This is a genomic window from Ktedonobacter robiniae (assembly GCF_016587375.1).
GTDB classification, from domain to species: domain Bacteria; phylum Chloroflexota; class Ktedonobacteria; order Ktedonobacterales; family Ktedonobacteraceae; genus Ktedonobacter; species Ktedonobacter robiniae.
In genome coordinates this window covers 755355-772782 of sequence record NZ_BNJG01000001.1, presented here as the reverse complement: position 1 = coordinate 772782, position 17428 = coordinate 755355, and the positions used below count along the sequence as shown (strand labels likewise).

Genomic DNA, 17428 nt, shown 5'->3' with positions numbered 1-17428 from the left:
CATGGTAGAATAGAGGCGGAACATAATGAAGTCTGTGAGAGAAAAGAGAAGGAGATTAGAGCATGCAGATAGAGAACAGAGGGCTGGATCCTATCGTGATTGTCCTCTATGATGCCCACTGGCCCGAGCAATTTGCGCAGCTGGCGAAGGATTTACGAACGGCCCTTGGAGATGTGGCCCTGCGCATTGATCATATCGGATCAACATCGATTCCTTCTCTGGCGGCTAAGCCTGTGATTGATATCTAGATTTCAGTCGTTGATTTTGAGCCGCTCGATGCCTTCCGTGTACCGCTTGAGCGCCTGAGGTACGCGTTTCGTCCCGAAAATCTGGAGATGTCGAAGCGCTACTTCCGCGAGTCTCCAGGACAGCCTCGCAAGCATATCAACGTTCGTCGTGCCGGTAGCGTCGATCAGCAGATTGCTCTGCTCTTCCGAGACTTCCTGCGTGTTCAAGCGGATGTAGCCGCGCAATATGCGGCGTTGAAAACCGAACTGGCCCAGAGATACCGCACTGATCGTAATGCCTATGCCGACGCTAAGCACCCATTTTATCTGGCAAGTAATTGCTTAGACCGATGTATGGGCACAATCTATTGACTGGCAGCTAGGTCCATCAGACTCTTGAGTTCCATCCGCTTAGAGAGAGATGAGACGTTCTCCAGCTTTCTCTCTAAGCACTCATACGTAAATCATGGCTATTTACACAAAACTCTTGACAAATCCCAACGAATTACGGTTTGTCAGTCTGAGAAGGATATTCTTCAGGAAAGGGAGGTCTTACAAAAGGCTTTGATCTTTCATCTATTGCCCCAAACCGTTTAAAGTTTTCACGCGCTTCTCGTAGCGTTATCCTATTGGGACCGAAGGGGTTATCAGGTTCATCGACTTGGCCATGATTTTGCTCCCAAAAGCAAACATCACAGATTTCGTAAGAACCCCAAGGGTCTTCTTCTAAGGTAAGGAATCCACAACAGTCGCAAGCAAATTTCTTTGTGTTCGTCATGTAAGTGTCTCCTGTTTCTTGTTTCTTCATTTTATCACTCATGTAGCTTAACCAGCCCTTATAGCACCTGTTATAAGGGCTGGTCCTACTGTCAAGCTGTTTCTTCAGTCTGGAATAAGCTTATTCAGTTCAACAGCATAAAGTTCAGCATACCCACAATTGAGACAAACAGTAGCTCGGATACGTGACGCATTTTTCATTCCAGTTCCAAGGAAACCCGAGTCCTTTTTCGGTTGGATGAAAGACATCCTTCCGTCTGTGTCTACAGTCGTTCGGCGTCCCTCACATTTGGGGCAAGGAGTGGTTGAATCTCAGACATGAGCACAAAATCCCTTCTCAAAGATGTTTCATTCTTCTTGTGTTGGGTATACGTTTTTTTAGCAATAGAATTCTCATCAGCCCTTATAGCACTTGCTGTAAGGGCTTTCTCTTTGAGGTAAAGCTATGAGCTTTTCTGACCTTCACCAGGCAACACGGGTTGTGGTCTCCGTAAGTGGCGGGAAGGACAGCATCGCTATGTTGCTTGAGGTGCTAGAAACCGTTCCTCGTGAACTGGTGATAGCACACCATCAAATTGTACTGGAGGACTGGCCTGGAACGGTGGAGTATTGTGAAACCATTTGCCGACGGCTAAACGTTCCACTCTACTGTACCCAGGCAAGCTATAGCGGCTATGAATGCCTGGAGTGTCACCATCGCTACCTTGTCTCGTGTGCCACACTTTCTATCCCCTGGTGTCGGGCCTGTGGCTCGCGTCAAGCGAAGTACCTGCGCCAAGTAGAAAGTGTGCTTGACCTGGTGGAGTGGCGGCAAGCATGGCCCTCATTGTCGGTTCGCTTCTGCACATCCTACTTTAAGCGCGATAACTTCAACTCATGGGCTAGGGCTCATTCACAACTGTTGGGCGATCATCCCGTGATTTGCCTGGGTGAACGGGCCTTAGAATCGCGTGGACGTGCAAAGCTCCCTATGTGGCGTGAGCGTTCTGGTCTGAAACAAGGCTGGATGCATGAATGGCGGTCAGTGCTTTCCTGGCGACAGATTGAGGTCTTTCAGAAGATGCGAGACTACCAGGTTGAGCCTCACTACTGCTATGAGCTTCAAGGCATGACCCAGCAGGACATGTACGAAACGGACGTGGAGGGCGGCCCCCGGATGTCGTGTGTGATGTGCTTCCTCAAGAGTCCCGAGCAGCTGCGTACTGGCTACTATACCCAGGAAGGCCGGGCAGTGATGGAACGAGCGTTAGCTATAGAAACCAAGATGGGGCATACGATCCAGTATGGACATGCTCTTGCTGAGATGCTGGTATAAAGACGAGGGGCACGGAGTAAGTATTGAAACCGATCTTTGAAAGTATAGCGAATTCTTGACAATCATTGAGTAGCATAGTATGATTTGAGCATGAAACTCAGTGATTACGCGAAACAACAAGGGGTCCGCTATGAGACAGCCTGGCGTTGGTTCCGGGACGGGAAAATCCAGGGGCGGCGCGTAGGGGCTCACACGATTCTCATCGACGAGCCAATCAGGGTGTCAGTCCCCTCATCGAAGCCTCAAACCGTGGTCTACACGCGGGTGTCTTCCGCAGAAAACAAGACCAACCTGGACAGTCAAGCTGAGCGGTTGGTTGCCTACTGCGCTGCCCGTGGCTATCAAGTGGGCAAAGTTGTCAAGGAAATTGGCTCTGGCGTCAATGACAATCGGCCGAAGTTTCTGGCTCTCTTGGCCGATCCAAGTGTGGGCCGTATCGTCATTGAACACAAGGACCGGGGGACCCGCTTCGGGTTCCGTTACATCGAGACCCTGCTTCAAACCTATGGGCGTGAGATCGAGGTCGTCAATCAGGCCGACAATGGCACAGAAGACCTGCTCTCAGACCTCACCAGCATCGTGTACTCGTTCTGCGCCCGGCTCTATGGGCAACGGCGTGCCAAACGCAAAACAGAGCGTCTTGTGCAGGAATTGGAGGCCGACCGTGCACCTGGTTGAAAAGCACATCATTCTTCGGAGTGATCCACGCTATGCCACGCTTGACGCGGCCTGTTTTGCTTCCAAAAATCTCTACAATACGGCGCTGTATGAGATCCGTCAGGCCTTCATCTTTGAGGGAAAACACCTCAACTACAATGAAATGGATCGGCGGATGCAGTCGCATGAAGCGTACAAAGCACTGCCTGCGAAAGTGGCCCAACAGGTATTGCTGCTGCTCGAACGCAACTGGAAATCCTTCTTTGAAGCGCTCGATGCCTACAAGCGCGATCCCTCAAAATTTCGCCGACGCCCCCAATTCCCCAAATACAAGCACAAAACGACAGGCCGCAACGTACTCATCTACACGATGCAGGCCGTAAGCCGCAGCAAACGGACCCTTGGACGACACCTCATTCAGCCTTCGGGACTGGGCATTCAGATCAAAACCCAACAAGATCCCAAGGCGATCACTCAGGTCCGTGTGGTTCCCAAACACGGTTTTGTCGTCGTTGAGATCATTTATGAACAGGAGCCGAGCCGCTCCGCCGTCGATCCCGCGCTCATCGCTGGCATCGATCCTGGTCTGGAAAATCTGATCGCACTAACTTCAAATAAACCGGGTTTTGTCCCGGTCGTCGTTAACGGGCGCGGTCTGAAAAGTACGAATCAGTTCTACAACAAGCGGCGAGCAGAACTCCAACAAGCTCTTGGTCGTCCTGGAAACACGCGGCGCATGGAGCGCTTGACTCTCTGGCGCAATCGGCGGATTGAGCATGATCTGCACACCATCTCGCGTTTTGTGATTGATGTGCTGGTGGCTGAGGGGATCGGAACGCTCGTGATTGGTCGCAACGTGGGCTGGAAACAGGAGATCAACCTGGGGAAACGGACAAATCAGAACTTTGTTCAGGTGCCTCATGCCCAGTTCATCCAGATGCTCACCTACAAAGCTGAGCAAAAAGGCATCCAGGTGATCCTCACCGAAGAAAGCTACACCAGCAAGGCCAGTTTCCTGGATCGCGATCCTTTGCCGATCTACCAGCAAAGCCAGGAGCATGCGCCTGTTTTCAGCGGCAAACGGATCACACGGAGGCTCTATCGGGCATCCAATGGCCAACTCATTCACGCCGATTGCAACGGGTCCTATAACATCATCAGAAAAGCAGCTCCTGATGCCTTCGGGTCGGAGGGAGTAGAGGATGGGGAGCGCAGGGTTCATCTGCCGGTAGTCCATCCCGTGAGGCTGTCATTCCCTCACAAACCCGCTCGCGAGAAAATCCTGGCCTCTGTCAGGATTCGCTAGTCACGACGGAACTATATTGTGCCCCTTTAAATAAAGTAGTTACTCCTTATTGGGCACAAGGTTGGCTGGTTCTGTAGCATACAAGGCTGTATATCCACACATGAGACAGGTTAATGCAACTGTATCAGAGTACCTGCTTTTTCCACTGAAAAGAGGTGTTGATCTCTTGGGTTGTTTAAGCATCACGGAGGTGTCGGGTATCTTAACAGATACTATAGCTTCGACATAGACCCGTTGACCTCCACACTCAGGACATGGCTTGATCCTAGACTTGATCATAGATTATTGCACTCCTTTTTGCGGTTCTATACTACTGAACGTACCAGGCTTGTAAAGGTCAAACAGTAGAGTGAGCAGGATAGCTTCTCAAGCGGCTTTCCTGCTTTTTTATTGGAAAGGAGAAACTATGAGAATACTCTTTGAGCAATTGCAGTACTTCTTGGGCTTTGTACCAACCTGTTTATCGCTTTGCCACAATAAAAGCTTTAGGGTGCGGTCTAGTAACACGCGCCCCTCTTTTTACATCTTCCTGTGGTGTCGTTTCGCTTCTGAAGCGTGAAGAACGTAGGTTTGAAACAGTCGGTTTAGTACGTGTATAAAAGAGGTCATGTAGGTGCAAGCCAAGATTGTCGGTGTTGGTGTCGATACGCTCAAAGTGAACTTGAAGAGGCTCACTGAGGGCGGTATCCCTGATCCTGTGCAAGAACTGCCGGGCGATCTGGAATCACGCTTGAAAGAATGGCAAGAAGAGGCGCGCAATGAGGGCAAGCCTCTTCCTCTCCCACCTGAGTACAGTTTTGAGGATGCGCGCCTGAGCATGTATCCCAATGGGGCTTCAGCCTGGAAGTACATCATGCGCAATGACTGTCTGGAAATCAAAATCGGGCCTCGGCTCCAGCTGCCTATGATAGCCAGTGTGACCTTTCAGAGTCCCTACCTATGGGGCTTTGGTCCTGTGCGTGCTGTTCAGCGTGCAGATACCTTTCTCTGCCAGGTCTTTGGGCAAGTGGCGATGCAGGTAGCTCAGATTGATGCTTGTGTCGACTTAGTGGGCCTGAAGCTTCCAACAGAGTGGGAACGCGTCTTCATTTCCCACGCACTCAGGAAACGCCCTATAGGCGAATTCCAGAAAGATCAGGCAGTCTACAGGGGCCGCAAGTTGGAGACGGTCAACTTTAGCGGCCACGGTTGCCCCGTCAGCTGCAAAGTCTACAACAAGTCCAAAGAGATTAAGCACTCAGACAAAAAATGGTTTGAACTGGTCTGGGAGAAGCGCAGCTGGGAACCTGGTGAGGAGGTCTGGCGCGTCGAGTTCTCCCTGGAACGCGAAGTACTCAGAGAGATGGGCCTGGATGATGTGTATGACACGCTACGCAACGTCAAGCGGCTATGGGCCTACTGTACAGAAGAATGGTTGCGCATGGTTCGACCAGGCCAGACGAAAAATAGAACGCGTTGGCCGACTCATCCCACCTGGGAAAAAATACAGCGTGCTTTTGATCTCTATGGCGATAGAGCGCTAGACCAGCTGGGGCCATTAGTGCGAGAGCCACGACGAGTGAAGAACAAGGAACGGGCAGAGGCAGCCATAGCCGGGTACATGACTACCTATGCCGCCTGGGATCAGGAGATGGCAGAGGACATCGACCCGGCCACCATCTTTGCAACCGTGTATGACAAGGTGATTGAACGCTGGAACCAACGCGGTATTGTTCCTGGTGAACTGATCCGCGAAAAGCGTTTTCTTTATAGCGAAAAGGCTTAGACTTCATCCAGCACTTTCTTAGTAGAAGTGGGAGATCTATGTGCAAGGCATTTCTCAACCAGATCAAGCAATTCATCGAGATGAAAGGGCTTGTACAGAATAGGGATACCTTTTTGTTCAAGGATTGGCTCTTGTTGCGAAACATCAGCAAGACCTGCGGTGCAAAGGATAATGGGGATATGCATAGTTGGACGATGCAACTTGAGCTTCTGCAAAAAGTTCCATCCATCTTCGTGCCCACCAAATCTGAAATCAAGAAGAATGAGATCAGGTTGAAGGCGCTCAACATCTATGACATCCTCAAAGAACATCTCTGCAATCGTTACTTGATATCCGCCTTCTTCTTCTAAGACAAGGCGCATCATTTCGAGAATTGACGGGTCGTCATCAATAATCAAAAGATGGGCAGGCATGACGTAAAACTCCTTTTTGCGTTCTCCAATGGCGTCAGACTTGCTCTGACAAACTTTATACTCAAGTATACGGATGTGCATCCGTATCGGATGCAGTTTTTAACTCACAGTAACCTCGTGTGACACCAGCACACGAGGTTTTTGGTTGTGAAAGGTGACATATGAAACAAAAACACGCTGTACTAACAGGTGAACAGTTGCGCCTTTTCTACCAGCGGGCCAACACATCACCAGATGGTGAAATATTCTTGCTTATGATCTGTACTGGTATGCGAGTGGGTGAACTACTGGCCCTTCATTGGCAAGACCTGGACATGCAGGCGCGAACGCTGATCATTCAGCGAACGATACACGCTATGGGGCCTAACACAGACAGGCCACTTGACCGGGCACGGGTGATTCAACTCCCACCAGCGCTTCTCGAACGATTGCGTACCCATCGAGCTAAACAGCAGGACATACGTACCATGGCTGGCGACCTTTGGGCAGAGCATGGTGTGATCTTTGCGACCAGTGCAGGCGGGTATGTTTCGCTTGCGCTCCTGCGGCGTCGCCTTCATCGACTTCTCTCGGAAGTAGATCTTTCACCCTGTAGTGTGCATGTGATACGCAATAGCACCATTGCACTGTTCTACGCCCTGGGCATTGATCCACTGGTGATCCATACTCTCGTTGGTTTCAAACTGGCTGACAGTGCTACGGTTAACCTGGTTTCCCCTTCACTTTCAATGGGTGAAGATGCAATACAACGATTGATAAACTACTTGAGCGAAGAAAAGGGAGGTGATAGACATGCAGAAATCGGTCGAGCCTAAACAAGCTTTGCTTTGGACAATGCATGATTTGACTGCCCAACTACAGATAGGGCGCAATATGGCCTACACCTTGATGAACGAAGGTTTACCAGTGCTTAGATTTGGGCGTTCTATCCGCTTCGATCCTGATGCTGTAAAGCAGTGGCTCAAGGAATATGCCAAACAATGTGTCTACTAATTCTTAGTTCTTATAGTAACCCGCCTCACATACTGCGAGGCGGGTTTTCTTATGTTAGAGAGGTAGTTATGTCCAAGCGTGCTAATGGTGAAGGGTCAATTTACCAGCGCAAGTCAGATGGTAAATGGGTCGGTAGCATAGTGCAGCCTGATGGTAAACGTAAGGTCTTTTATGGGAAAAAGCGTTCTGAGGTCTCTCAAAAGGTAAATGCAGCCTTGAATCAGCTACAACAAGGCACCTTTGTGAACGCTAAAACGCAGCCTTTAAAAGAGTACCTTGAAAACTGGCTAGAGGAAGTACATAAGCCTACCATTCGTCTTAGTAGCTACGTGAAGTATCGCAAGTTGTTAAATAATCATATCCTGCCTGGGTTAGGGCATATTCCTTTGCAGAAACTGATGCCCCAACAGGTCCAGGTGTTTTACTCTAGTAAGCTTAAAAAGGGCCTTTCTCCAAAGATGGTTAATTCTATCCATGGGGTTTTGCATAAGGCACTAGATAATGCTGTAAAGTGGAATCTGGTTACGCGCAATGTTTGTGATGCTGTCTCGCCTCCACGCATACCTAAAAAGGAAAAGCAGATATTGACCAAAGAGCAGGCGCAGGCGTTACTTGAGCATGTAAAAGAGCATCGTCTAGAAGCGTTGCTTACCCTGGCTATCACAACTGGTATGCGGCGTGGTGAGATTTTAGCGCTTAGGTGGGCTGACATTAATTTTGAAGAGCGTAGTGTGCAGGTCAAACGGACAGTAGACTACATTCCCAAACACGGGTTTGTAGAGACTGAGCCAAAGACAAATAAGGGTAGAAGAAAGATCATGCTCGCTGTCTTTGTCGTTGAAGTCTTAATCAATCACCAACTGCAACAAGAGGAGCAACGGGCCAAGGTGGGCGCAGCCTGGATAGACAAAGACTTAGTGTTTACCAATGCCTGGGGCGACTACTTTAGCCCGAATACCTTGCTTAAAGTCTTTGGTAGGGTTCTCGCTGAAGCTGGTTTGCCACATGTTCGTTTTCATGACTTGAGGCACTCAGCAGCTACACTTCTTCTTGGTATGCGTATTCATCCAAAGATTGTGCAGGAGATTTTAGGGCATAGCCAAATCACAATGACCTTAGATACCTATTCACATGCCCTACCTTCAATGCAGGATGAAGTAACAGGTCGATGGGACGATGAGTTTGGGGCGTCGCCAGCGCCAAAAAGCTAAAATTTTAGTGGTTGCTACAGCGTTGCTACATTTGGTTACTTGTGGAGGTTAACGAAGAGAATTGTTATAAGGCATAAAGAAAGGCTAGAAGCGGGTTAACCTTACCTACTTCTAGCCTTTGTGTTGGTGGAGATGGGGGAGAGTTGAACTCCCCGTCCAACCAGTCCTACTGGAGAATATGCTACAGGCTTAGCCGATGTTTTTGCTTTCCGTAGCGGGCTCCCATCGACCGGATTCCTCTACGGTGGCCCTCTGGTCTTAAGTGGTCGTTAGAAGACGGTGGCGACCACAGCAGCCCATGTAATTTGGCGCCCTTTACTAACCCCGTGGACGAAAGTTAGGAGGACGACGCATCACTGGTTATTAAGCAGCGAGAGCGTAGGAAGAAGTTGCTGGTTTGGCAACTATTTTTTTGCCGGTTGTTTAACGAGATGTGCATACCGGCACCTCGGCCTGCAAATCTTCAATCTGACCGCCTGTCGAAACCCGACATCCCCAGATGAAGCATCCCTTACGCTTCAGCTCGAAGGAGCTTCTTCGTAGGAGGATAGTATATCATACTCACTACTAAATAACAAGCTATTTTGGCGTCTTATTCCGCTCTGGGAGGCGCCGCTTATCCCCTCGGGACCCTCGACGACCAGCTGGTTCGCCTAGTCCTCCAGGTTTTTGAGGAACTGGTCGAGCTTGACGATGAAGCGCTCGTGCGTGCCTTCGCCAATCTTCTGGCGTTCGTCGTAGGCTTCAACCTGAAAGACGAGTCTGCGCCCGTCTATCTCGTGCAAGGTGGCGACTGCACGCACGCTCTGGCCCACCGGGGTCGCGGCCAGGTGCTTCACGTTGACCAGGGTGCCTACGGTGACATGCCCTTTGTCCAGTCCTGGCGCGGCGGCTTGCCAGGAGGCATTCTCCATTAGCGCGATCATCATCGGGGTGGCGAAGACTTCGACTCCTCCCGCTCCCACGGCGGCTGCGGTATTCTCCGGCGTGACGAGGGTGCTGATTTCAGCGGTCATACCAGGTGCAAGTGGCATATGCAAGCCATCCTTTCTGAAGTGATGCCTATACTATAACATATGCCGCATATGCTCCTACCTGTGTAGCTCTGCCTCGTTCAAGCGCGTGAGCCGGGCAAGAGGCTAGACATTGCCGAAGATGAGGGCTGCGATAAAGACCAGGACACCACCACCAACGACCTGGAGGGTCGAGAGCAGCCAGCTGGTGCCAAAGTAGCGATGGCGGATGGCGGCGATAAGCACGAGCTCAAAGGCGACGACGATGTAGGCCGTGACCAGGGCCACGCTGAGGTTACCAATCAAGAAAGGAAGCGTGTGGAGCGCGCCGCCGAAGAAGGTCATGATGCCGGTGATACTGCCGCGCACAATGGGGCTGCCACGCCCTGTTAGCTCGCCATCGTCTGAGAGCCCCTCGGAGAGGGCCATGCTGATGCCCGCGCCTGTGGCGGTCGCCATACCAATCAGGAAGGCTATAAAGGGATTATGCGTGGTGAAGGCCGCGGTAAAGATGGGGGCCAGGGTGGAGACCGAGCCATCCATCAGTCCGGCCAGGCCGGGTTGGACGACACGCAGGAGAAAGTTGTGCGAGGAATCATCGTTCCTGCGTATGGCCTCGACAATGTCGAGAATCTCCTCTTTTACGGTCATCTTCGCGGGAAGTTGTGGCTCTTTCTGTTCGAGCATCGGCACTTTGGTCTCTTCTGTCATCGCTTCTTCCTTGTTGTCTATCTATGGATAACGCTCTGGCTGATACAAGCTAGAGCGCTTTTTAGTCGTGTGTCTTTCCCGTGCATTGCGGACAGGTCCCATAGAGGCGTAGCTCATGTGAGCGGAGCGTAAGCCCGGTCGCACGCGCTGCCGCCAGGAGCATCTCCTGTGGAAGCTGGATCTCAACGGGTACATCGAAGAGCGCTCCACACATGGTGCAGATGGCGTGATCATGGCGCTCAATATGCGCGTCATAACGGCATCCCTCCTCGGTTCGCCCCAGCTCCTTAATATATCCACGTTCCGCGAGCTGGTGAAGGATGCGATAGACACTGGCTAACCCGATGCGCGGACGCAGGCTCTTCACTGCATCATAAATGTCAAGCGCGGTCGGGTGATCAGCTCCCCGCACAATATCAAGCACGGCTTGCGCGTTCGCGTTCAGTTTCTCTCGCATGATTGCTCCTTAGCTTGCCCTAATCCCATCTGTTAGGCTCACCTAAAAATGAGAATCATTCTCATTTTCATAAAGAAATGATACAACCTGGAGTGTGGCTTGTCAAGATGGGTGCTATAACCAGTACAAGGCTTCACACGCCAGGCCAGGCGCCAAATGGCCCTTTTGGTTGCAATAATAGACCAGGGGGCGAGGAAAACTTATATAATGTTTGAGGAGGAGATAACCTGAAGGTAGTATGGCAGAGGGCGTGTGTCTTACCTGGGCATATCCGGCCGGAGGGCTGTGAATGTGAAATAGAAATAGGAGTTCTTGTATGCAGATTGCCGGGCGAATGGCCTGTGTCGCGCACCGTGGGGGAGCGCGACTGGCACCTGAAAATACCTTAAGGGCATTTCGCAATGCCCTGGCTTTAGAGGTCGATGCCGTTGAATTAGATGTGCAGATGAGTCGTGATGGTCAGCTGGTTGTCTTTCATGATAATACGCTTGAGCGTTTGACTGAGGGGCATGGAAACTTGCTAGACCAGGATTTTGCTTATCTGCGTTCACTCAATGCCGCGGCCCACTTCCCGAGTGGCTGGTCGGAGCATGAGCAGATTCCAACGCTGCGCGAGGTCCTAGAATTGGTGAAGGGGCGCGCACATGTGTTGCTTGAGTTGAAGTCCAGCCAGCGTGATGGCGCGTATGGCCGTTATCCACGGATGGTACCTGCCGTGCTCGAAGATCTCCAGGTTATGGAGATGCTTGACCAGGTCTTGCTGATCGCCTTTGACTGGGAGCTGTTGGCCGAGGCGAAACAGCGACAGCCAGAGGTCGAAACAGGCCTGATCCTTTCAAGCGAGGTATGGGATGTGCAGGCAGAGGGCTGGGTAGCGGCTGCCTGTATGCGAGCGCGTGAACTGGGGAGCGCGTGGATTGATATTGATCATCACCTGTTGACACCAGGGGTTGCTCAGATCATACGGCAGGAGGGCCTCCACCTGGCCGCCTGGACCGCGAATACGCCTGAAGATATCCAGCATTGTCAGGAGGTGGGTGTGGAGGCGCTTGCCACGGATCGCCCAGATCTGATGCTACGGTCTTCAATGCATGTATAGTATGTTATCGCGCTTATCCATTGTTACGTGCCCTCAAAAAAAGGATGCATAGGCTAAAAGTTATTATGAATCGTACTATAGATGTGTCTCGTTTTCCAGGTAGCGCGTTTTAACTTATTGCCTAACCTGAGTGCGAAGCACTCGTCACAAGCACCTCGCCTCTGAATGGGTGGTTGGTCACTGCTGAAAGAAGCCATGAGGGCAAAGGTACCATAGCTTTATGATGCTTACAGGTGCGTATGCTATAATAAGTCCCGATTGGAGAGACTGACGAGCATGAGCCGCAGGTAAATACATGCAATTTTTCTGTTTGAGTAATGATGGTTATTAGTGGAGTACACGAGGCATGCAACAGACACAAGTACCTATGAATGTGCCAGCTGAAGCTGCACCTGAAGAAGCGACTCCCGCTATTGATTTAACAATAGTTGTGCCAGTAAAAGATGAACAAAAGAGCGTTAGAATCCTATTTGATAAGCTCGCGGAACAGATTGGCCAGCTAGGCAAGAGCTTCGAAGTCATTTTTATTGACGATGGTAGCGTTGATAACACTTTTGAGGAGCTGAAAAAGTTACGCCTGGAGCATCCTGGTGTCGTGCGCATCGTCCAGTTCAGGCGCAATTTTAGCAAGACGCCTGCCCTAGTGGCTGGTTTTAGCCGGAGTCGTGGCCAGGTTATCTTTACCATGGATGGCGACTTGCAGGATGATCCCGAGGAAATTCCCCGTTACCTGGCGAAGTTGGATGAGGGCTATGACCTGGTAACGGGTTGGAAGTTTCCACGCCTCGATCCAATCTCCAAGACCTTCCCCTCACGCATCTTTAACTGGTTGGTGAGCACGATGACTGGCGTCCATTTGCATGATATCAACAATGGTTTCAAAGCCTACCGTCGTGAGTTAGTTGAGGATCCGCATCTCAAGCTGTATGGCGAGTTCCATCGTTTTGTGCCTGTTATGGCCCATTGGCGTGGTTTCAAGGTTGCGGAGATCAAGGTCCGCCACCATCCACGCAAATTTGGCGCATCCAAGTATGGTTTCCGACGCTTTGCTCGTGGCTTGATTGACCTCTTAAACGTGCTCTTCCTGACCTCATTTGTGCGCACCCCACTGCGCCTGTTTGGCCCACTTGGTTTCTTTACGCTCTTCCTGGGCATCATTATCGATATCTTTGTGGTGATCCGCAAATTTACGCTCAATCAGCCTATTCATGATCAGCCCCTGCTGTTTGTGGGTATTCTCCTGATGATCTTTGGCGTGCAGTTTATCTTGACCGGCCTACAGAGCGAAATGATTCGCTACTACGCGTTCCGGCCTGATGAAGAGTATAGCATCAAACAGGAACTGAATTAACTCGATGCACGATGTGTGGGTGTGATGGCTCGCGCCTGGGATGCTCACCTGGGTTGGTATAGAGTGTGCTGGCTGCCGCAGGTTGCCAGTACACTCTATACCTGTAACTAGAAATCGTATGCTAGGTGACAAGGTGGTATCGTATGGTAAGTATGTCCTGGAGAAAACGTTTGTCGAAGCGTGTTTCTATCTGGCAAAATCGGCTCTATCTCTATCCACGCCCTGAGCCGCTAGAACGCACGCGTCTCTTCTGGGTCGCGCTTGGCCTGGTGACGACAGCTGTAGTGGTGTTTTCTGCCTATTTTATCTTGTTGCTGACCACTGGTCATAGCGCGTTTGGGACTAACGCCGAAGACCTGGGGATCATGGACCAGGCAATCTGGAACCTGGCCTATCACGGCGAGCTTCATCAAACAATCTGCAATATTATTTCTGATACAAATTGTTACTCACCTGAAGGCATCAACCGCTTCGCGATTCATTTTGAGCCGATTTTATGGCCCATTTCGTGGCTCTACTACCTCTGGGCTGATCCACGCATGCTGCTGATTTTTCAGACCGTTGTTGTGGCTCTGGGGGCCTATCCGGCCTTCTTGCTGGCCAGGCTCCGTCTACGCAACGAATTGGCCGCTGTGGCGATTGCCCTGCTCTATTTGCTTTATCCCGCTCAGCAGCAAGCGACGATCTATGACTTCCACGCCGTAACCTTGACCACGAGCCTGTTGCTCTTTACGCTCTATTTTATGTATACCCAGCGTACGGCACCTATGTTCGTGTTTGCGCTGCTCTCGATGGCCTGTAAAGAGGAGATTCCATTCGTTATTGCCATGTTCTGTCTCTGGTCGATGGTGTTCCAGCGCCGCTGGCGCAGTAGCGCTATTCTGCTGGTCATTGCCCTGGTCTGGTTTGGAATCACTTATTATTATGTTTTCCCACACTTTAGCCCAACGGGAAAGCCTCTGCTCTCAGGGCGCTATGATGGCGTGAGTCAGGGGACGACCGGGTATTTCTTGCATAAGTATCTGCTTGATAGCAAGCATCGCGCTTACCTTGACATCCTGTTGCGGCCAGCGATTTACTTACCTGTGTTAGCGCCATGGGTGCTGATTCTAGCCGCGCCAACTCTGGCCTTGAACCTGCTCTCGTCGCATGAGGGACAGTATAGCGGCCTCTTCCAGTATAGTGCCGAGATTGTTCCGGTACTAATCTTTGCGACGATTGAGGCTGTTGTGTTGGTGCTCTGGTTGGTACAGCTTGGCTCGCATTGGCTGACTAAACGTCAGATCCAGCTTGCGTCTGACACCTCAGAGATCTCAAGACCTTTGCTGAAGAGTAGTAAACCTCGCTTGACTGGTCGTCTGCTACAACTGGGCGTGATGACCGGGCTGCTCTCTTTGATCCTCTTTAGCACATTGCGCACGGACTATTATTTCCATGGTGCCCTACCCTTCTCTGTTGATTTCCATTGGCCTCAGACCTCTGTGCGTACACAATTGCTCCAGAAGTTTGTGGATATGGTTCCACCCGGTGCCTCGATCTCGGCTCAGACACGCCTGGTGCCCCACTTGAGTCAACGCCAGAAGATCTACATGTTCCCTTACGCGAACGAGCAGGCGGACTATGTGCTGCTGGATCTACAGGGAGATGTGTATCCCTTCGGTGGGTCGGATGTCTATAGCCAGTCGGCGAAGAGCGTTTTGCTAAGTGGTAAATATGGGATTGCAAAAGCTGAGGATGGGATGCTCTTGCTAAAGAAGGGGGGGCCAGCCCCTGGCCTTTCCCCGCTCTCTCCTGTACAGGCAGGTCCGGGGGCCGACCTGGTACATGCGCTTCCAAATCTCCCAGCCTCGTTCTGTGCTGACACACTTGTGTCTGCTCAAGAGATGCAGCAAATTCAGCATCCACTCCAGGCCACATTCAGTGCCGGGACTGGCAGTCTACAATTGCTGGGCTATGATGCAACCTTGAATAGCAAATATGAGAACGCGAAGACACACCAGTATGATCGTACCGATGTACATGCGACGATTTCGACCTACTGGAAAGTCGTGCAACCCATTCGCGTCTCCCAACAAATCGCTTTTATTATGGAGACAAGTGATGGGCAAGAACACCTGGCCAGCACTGATGTGCCGCTGCTAAACTGGTGTCAAAGTAGTACCTGGAAGCCGGGTGATGTGATCAAGATGCAGTCTAACGACTTCTCCCTGGCGCCTCAGAATACCACTGTGCTCCCAAAAGGGCTAGCCCATCTTTCCATGGCCCTTTTACCTCTAGCACAGCCTTCTAGTACAATAATGGATGTGCAAGCACGCCTTCATGTCGACATGGAGAAGAGCCAGGATGGTGCTGAGGTCAATCAAAACGTGCGGCTCTTGCGTTTGTTCGCATTGAACCTGATCTAAAAAAATTCACCCACCTGATGCTGAATGCGTTGGCATGCAGACCGATTGAACGAAAGAGGATGTTGCGATGGGCGTCTATATAGGTCAACTACCGCCTGCTGAGATTGCGAGGTTGAAGGCTGAGCTTGCCGAAACTTTAATCGCGAATTTCTGTTACCCACGGTTTTTTGACCACCGGAAACAGGCATTATGTACGCGGCCAGTCGACCGTGCCAAGCGCCAGGAAGTCTGGTTATACTTAAGCTCATTCGACTTTACGACCTGGGGCCGGCTCGATCTGATGTCGGTGGATCTTCAGCACCAGGTAGAGCGCCTCTTTATTCAGTTTGTGCAGCGCAACCGGAGCTTCTTCGGGGAGCAGGGCCGGCGACGCATGGCGGATATTCGCATGCTTATCAATACATGTGCATCATCTGTCGTACAGAATTTGCGCTTGCATATCTCGGGGCAGAAACAGCTCAATCCTCCCTTTGGCAGCCCTCGCCCAGTGGTCTCCTGGTCGGCACCCAGTTTAAGTGGGAAGGTCGAGCCAGGCTGGGAGCAGATTGCAGCCTCTACAATGCAGCTTCAGCAGCAGTTGCAGGAGCTACGTGGCGAACCCTCCAGGAGTGCTCCGCCAGCCCAAACGTCAGCGCGTGGCACCAGAAGCGGTGCATTGCGTGCCGAGAATGCCTCTGCTGCCGCGGGGATATACGCTGAGTTCAAGAACAAAGGGCCAGCCGAACAGGAGTATGGGCAAGCGGCTTCGACGTTGGCGGAGGCCTTGCCTCCCACGCCTCATGTGCGTCCGCGCCCGGCGGCGAATGCACCGGGGCGCCCGGCGGCTGCTGTAGTTCCGGCTCAGCCTACACAGGCTCCTCAGCAGGGAAGACGTCCCTCCGAGCCTTTGTCTCAACCCGTTGCTCGCGCCGACGCTCCGGCTGCTACCAGGCCTGAGACTTCACGCCGCTCCGGGCCTCTCGCATCACCCACAATCCCGCCATCCGACACATGGCGTAATAATAATAATATAAGAGGTGACGTTCCACCAGCCTCTTCTGGAACACAGGCACGGCGCCCAAGCACCAGTTTGCCCGATCCACGCGCACGCGTCGAGGTATCACAATCAGTGCAGCCTGAGGCCGCGCAGGTCTTTGAACCCGTCGAGCCTTATCAGCCACAAGCCTCCAATGGAGCGCGCCATAATCGTGGCGGGAGTACTGCCCCTGCCTATGGGGCTATTGAGTCGATGCAGACATCCTCTATGTCTCCTGTACGCCCAGAGGATTTTACCGCTTTTCGCAATCCGTCGACTTTAGAGGAGCGCGAGAATGATTATGTCGCTCCGGTTGCCGTTAAGCCCGCACAGCCTTCTCCTACCCGCTCCACGGCTCCCGCCCCTATCGCGTCCAATCTTCCAGCTGAGTCCCGCGAATCCAACGCGCTGGCCGTGGGCGATGACGATATCGCGATTTTTGAGCAGATGCGTCAGCAGCTGGTCGTGTGGTTGCGCATTGAGGTGATTACCTCTGGCCAGGAGATCGATAGTCAGGGACCCGTACAGCTTATTGAGCTGCTCAGGCAGCAGGGACGCATCGATGAGACACGCCTGCAAGTCGTCTCAACCCTGCTCAACCTCGCGAACCAGGTGATCAAGACCGGCCAGGTCTCCCTGATGGATTATAAGCAGGCCCTGATGTTCCATCTTATGCATACACGGCGCTAAAGATTTAAGCTAATGAAGCATGA

General features: G+C 51.6%; 16 protein-coding genes, 1 other RNA gene and 1 pseudogene. 12 read left to right on the top strand and 6 right to left on the bottom strand.

The genetic code is table 11. The annotated features are described in order from the left end of the window. Nucleotides 1-62: 62 nt before the first annotated feature. A pseudogene (locus JMJ04_RS03110) lies at nt 63-599 on the top strand (GrpB family protein). 133 nt (nt 600-732) lie between these two features. On the opposite strand, the gene JMJ04_RS03105 reads toward JMJ04_RS03110, so the two are convergent. Further along, a complete protein-coding gene (locus JMJ04_RS03105) occupies nt 733-1005 on the bottom strand; it encodes a CPCC family cysteine-rich protein (protein WP_201369100.1) in 273 nt (90 codons plus the stop codon). A 444-nt stretch (nt 1006-1449) separates the two neighbouring features. Here JMJ04_RS03105 and JMJ04_RS03100 point away from each other — a divergent pair, with 444 nt between their 5' ends. The 4 genes from JMJ04_RS03100 (at nt 1450) to JMJ04_RS03085 (ending at nt 6047) form a co-directional block, all read left to right on the top strand. Beyond that, nucleotides 1450-2319, top strand: a complete 870-nt coding sequence (locus JMJ04_RS03100; RefSeq protein ID WP_201369099.1) for a phosphoadenosine phosphosulfate reductase domain-containing protein — start codon at nt 1450-1452, stop codon at nt 2317-2319. 90 nt (nt 2320-2409) lie between these two features. Next, entirely contained in the window at nt 2410-2997 is a 588-nt protein-coding gene (locus JMJ04_RS03095) for an IS607 family transposase (RefSeq protein WP_201369098.1), read from the top strand. Continuing rightward, nucleotides 2984-4282, top strand: coding sequence for an RNA-guided endonuclease InsQ/TnpB family protein (locus JMJ04_RS03090; RefSeq protein WP_201369097.1), 1299 nt, complete (start codon nt 2984-2986; stop codon nt 4280-4282). Before JMJ04_RS03095 ends, JMJ04_RS03090 begins: the two co-directional genes overlap by 14 nt. Nucleotides 4283-4895: 613 nt before the next feature. Next, nucleotides 4896-6047 carry a hypothetical protein gene (locus JMJ04_RS03085; RefSeq protein WP_201369096.1) on the top strand — a complete coding sequence of 384 codons (1152 nt, stop codon included), beginning with the start codon at nt 4896-4898 and terminating at the stop codon, nt 6045-6047. Here JMJ04_RS03085 and JMJ04_RS03080 read toward each other — a convergent pair. Continuing rightward, nucleotides 6044-6460: a response regulator gene (locus tag JMJ04_RS03080; protein ID WP_201369095.1), complete on the bottom strand. Its 417-nt coding sequence runs from the start codon at nt 6458-6460 to the stop codon at nt 6044-6046. The two genes, JMJ04_RS03085 and JMJ04_RS03080, sit on opposite strands and share 4 nt — an antisense overlap. A gap of 161 nt (nt 6461-6621) precedes the next feature. Here JMJ04_RS03080 and JMJ04_RS03075 point away from each other — a divergent pair, with 161 nt between their 5' ends. From JMJ04_RS03075 to JMJ04_RS03065, 3 genes are all read left to right on the top strand, one after another. Next, nucleotides 6622-7275, top strand: a complete 654-nt coding sequence (locus JMJ04_RS03075) for a tyrosine-type recombinase/integrase (RefSeq protein WP_201369094.1) — start codon at nt 6622-6624, stop codon at nt 7273-7275. Continuing rightward, a complete protein-coding gene (locus JMJ04_RS03070) occupies nt 7253-7453 on the top strand; it encodes a MerR family transcriptional regulator (protein WP_201369093.1) in 201 nt (66 codons plus the stop codon). Before JMJ04_RS03075 ends, JMJ04_RS03070 begins: the two co-directional genes overlap by 23 nt. A gap of 68 nt (nt 7454-7521) precedes the next feature. Further along, the gene (locus JMJ04_RS03065; RefSeq protein ID WP_201369092.1) at nt 7522-8664 is read left to right on the top strand and encodes a tyrosine-type recombinase/integrase; all 1143 of its coding nucleotides are present in this window, start codon (nt 7522-7524) and stop codon (nt 8662-8664) included. Nucleotides 8665-8788: 124 nt separating this feature from the next. Here JMJ04_RS03065 and ssrA read toward each other — a convergent pair. The 4 genes from ssrA to JMJ04_RS03045 form a co-directional block, all read right to left on the bottom strand. Further along, nucleotides 8789-9161: a transfer-messenger RNA gene (gene ssrA / locus JMJ04_RS03060) on the bottom strand. 156 nt (nt 9162-9317) lie between these two features. Next, a complete protein-coding gene (locus JMJ04_RS03055; protein WP_201369091.1) occupies nt 9318-9698 on the bottom strand; it encodes a thioesterase family protein in 381 nt (126 codons plus the stop codon). Nucleotides 9699-9803: 105 nt separating this feature from the next. Beyond that, on the bottom strand, nt 9804-10388 hold the full coding sequence (locus JMJ04_RS03050; protein ID WP_201369090.1) for a VIT1/CCC1 transporter family protein: 585 nt from the start codon (nt 10386-10388) through the stop codon (nt 9804-9806). 61 nt (nt 10389-10449) lie between these two features. Then, nucleotides 10450-10845, bottom strand: coding sequence for a Fur family transcriptional regulator (locus tag JMJ04_RS03045; protein WP_201369089.1), 396 nt, complete (start codon nt 10843-10845; stop codon nt 10450-10452). A gap of 316 nt (nt 10846-11161) precedes the next feature. Between JMJ04_RS03045 and JMJ04_RS03040 the strand changes: the two genes are divergently transcribed. The 4 genes from JMJ04_RS03040 to JMJ04_RS03025 all read left to right on the top strand — a co-directional run bounded on the left by JMJ04_RS03040 (nt 11162) and on the right by JMJ04_RS03025 (nt 17405). Continuing rightward, on the top strand, nt 11162-11944 hold the full coding sequence (locus JMJ04_RS03040; protein ID WP_201369088.1) for a glycerophosphodiester phosphodiesterase: 783 nt from the start codon (nt 11162-11164) through the stop codon (nt 11942-11944). Nucleotides 11945-12290: 346 nt separating this feature from the next. Next, nucleotides 12291-13295: a glycosyltransferase family 2 protein gene (locus JMJ04_RS03035; RefSeq protein WP_201369087.1), complete on the top strand. Its 1005-nt coding sequence runs from the start codon at nt 12291-12293 to the stop codon at nt 13293-13295. 170 nt (nt 13296-13465) lie between these two features. Continuing rightward, nucleotides 13466-15700 carry a DUF2079 domain-containing protein gene (locus tag JMJ04_RS03030; RefSeq protein WP_201369086.1) on the top strand — a complete coding sequence of 745 codons (2235 nt, stop codon included), beginning with the start codon at nt 13466-13468 and terminating at the stop codon, nt 15698-15700. 67 nt (nt 15701-15767) lie between these two features. Beyond that, nucleotides 15768-17405, top strand: coding sequence for a hypothetical protein (locus JMJ04_RS03025; RefSeq protein ID WP_201369085.1), 1638 nt, complete (start codon nt 15768-15770; stop codon nt 17403-17405). The last annotated feature ends 23 nt before the right edge of the window (nt 17406-17428 follow it).

What these genes read in the sequence shown, in the direction of transcription:
- JMJ04_RS03075 (WP_201369094.1), top strand. Translation starts at nt 6,622, where the DNA reads ATGAAACAAAAACACGCTGTACTAACAGGTGAACAGTTGCGCCTTTTC.
- JMJ04_RS03055 (WP_201369091.1), bottom strand. Translation starts at nt 9,698, where the DNA reads ATGCCACTTGCACCTGGTATGACCGCTGAAATCAGCACCCTCGTCACG.
- JMJ04_RS03045 (WP_201369089.1), bottom strand. Translation starts at nt 10,845, where the DNA reads ATGCGAGAGAAACTGAACGCGAACGCGCAAGCCGTGCTTGATATTGTG.
- JMJ04_RS03035 (WP_201369087.1), top strand. Translation starts at nt 12,291, where the DNA reads ATGCAACAGACACAAGTACCTATGAATGTGCCAGCTGAAGCTGCACCT.
- JMJ04_RS03050 (WP_201369090.1), bottom strand. Translation starts at nt 10,388, where the DNA reads ATGACAGAAGAGACCAAAGTGCCGATGCTCGAACAGAAAGAGCCACAA.
- JMJ04_RS03070 (WP_201369093.1), top strand. Translation starts at nt 7,253, where the DNA reads ATGCAGAAATCGGTCGAGCCTAAACAAGCTTTGCTTTGGACAATGCAT.
- JMJ04_RS03100 (WP_201369099.1), top strand. Translation starts at nt 1,450, where the DNA reads ATGAGCTTTTCTGACCTTCACCAGGCAACACGGGTTGTGGTCTCCGTA.
- JMJ04_RS03040 (WP_201369088.1), top strand. Translation starts at nt 11,162, where the DNA reads ATGCAGATTGCCGGGCGAATGGCCTGTGTCGCGCACCGTGGGGGAGCG.
- JMJ04_RS03095 (WP_201369098.1), top strand. Translation starts at nt 2,410, where the DNA reads ATGAAACTCAGTGATTACGCGAAACAACAAGGGGTCCGCTATGAGACA.
- JMJ04_RS03065 (WP_201369092.1), top strand. Translation starts at nt 7,522, where the DNA reads ATGTCCAAGCGTGCTAATGGTGAAGGGTCAATTTACCAGCGCAAGTCA.
- JMJ04_RS03025 (WP_201369085.1), top strand. Translation starts at nt 15,768, where the DNA reads ATGGGCGTCTATATAGGTCAACTACCGCCTGCTGAGATTGCGAGGTTG.
- JMJ04_RS03105 (WP_201369100.1), bottom strand. Translation starts at nt 1,005, where the DNA reads ATGACGAACACAAAGAAATTTGCTTGCGACTGTTGTGGATTCCTTACC.
- JMJ04_RS03080 (WP_201369095.1), bottom strand. Translation starts at nt 6,460, where the DNA reads ATGCCTGCCCATCTTTTGATTATTGATGACGACCCGTCAATTCTCGAA.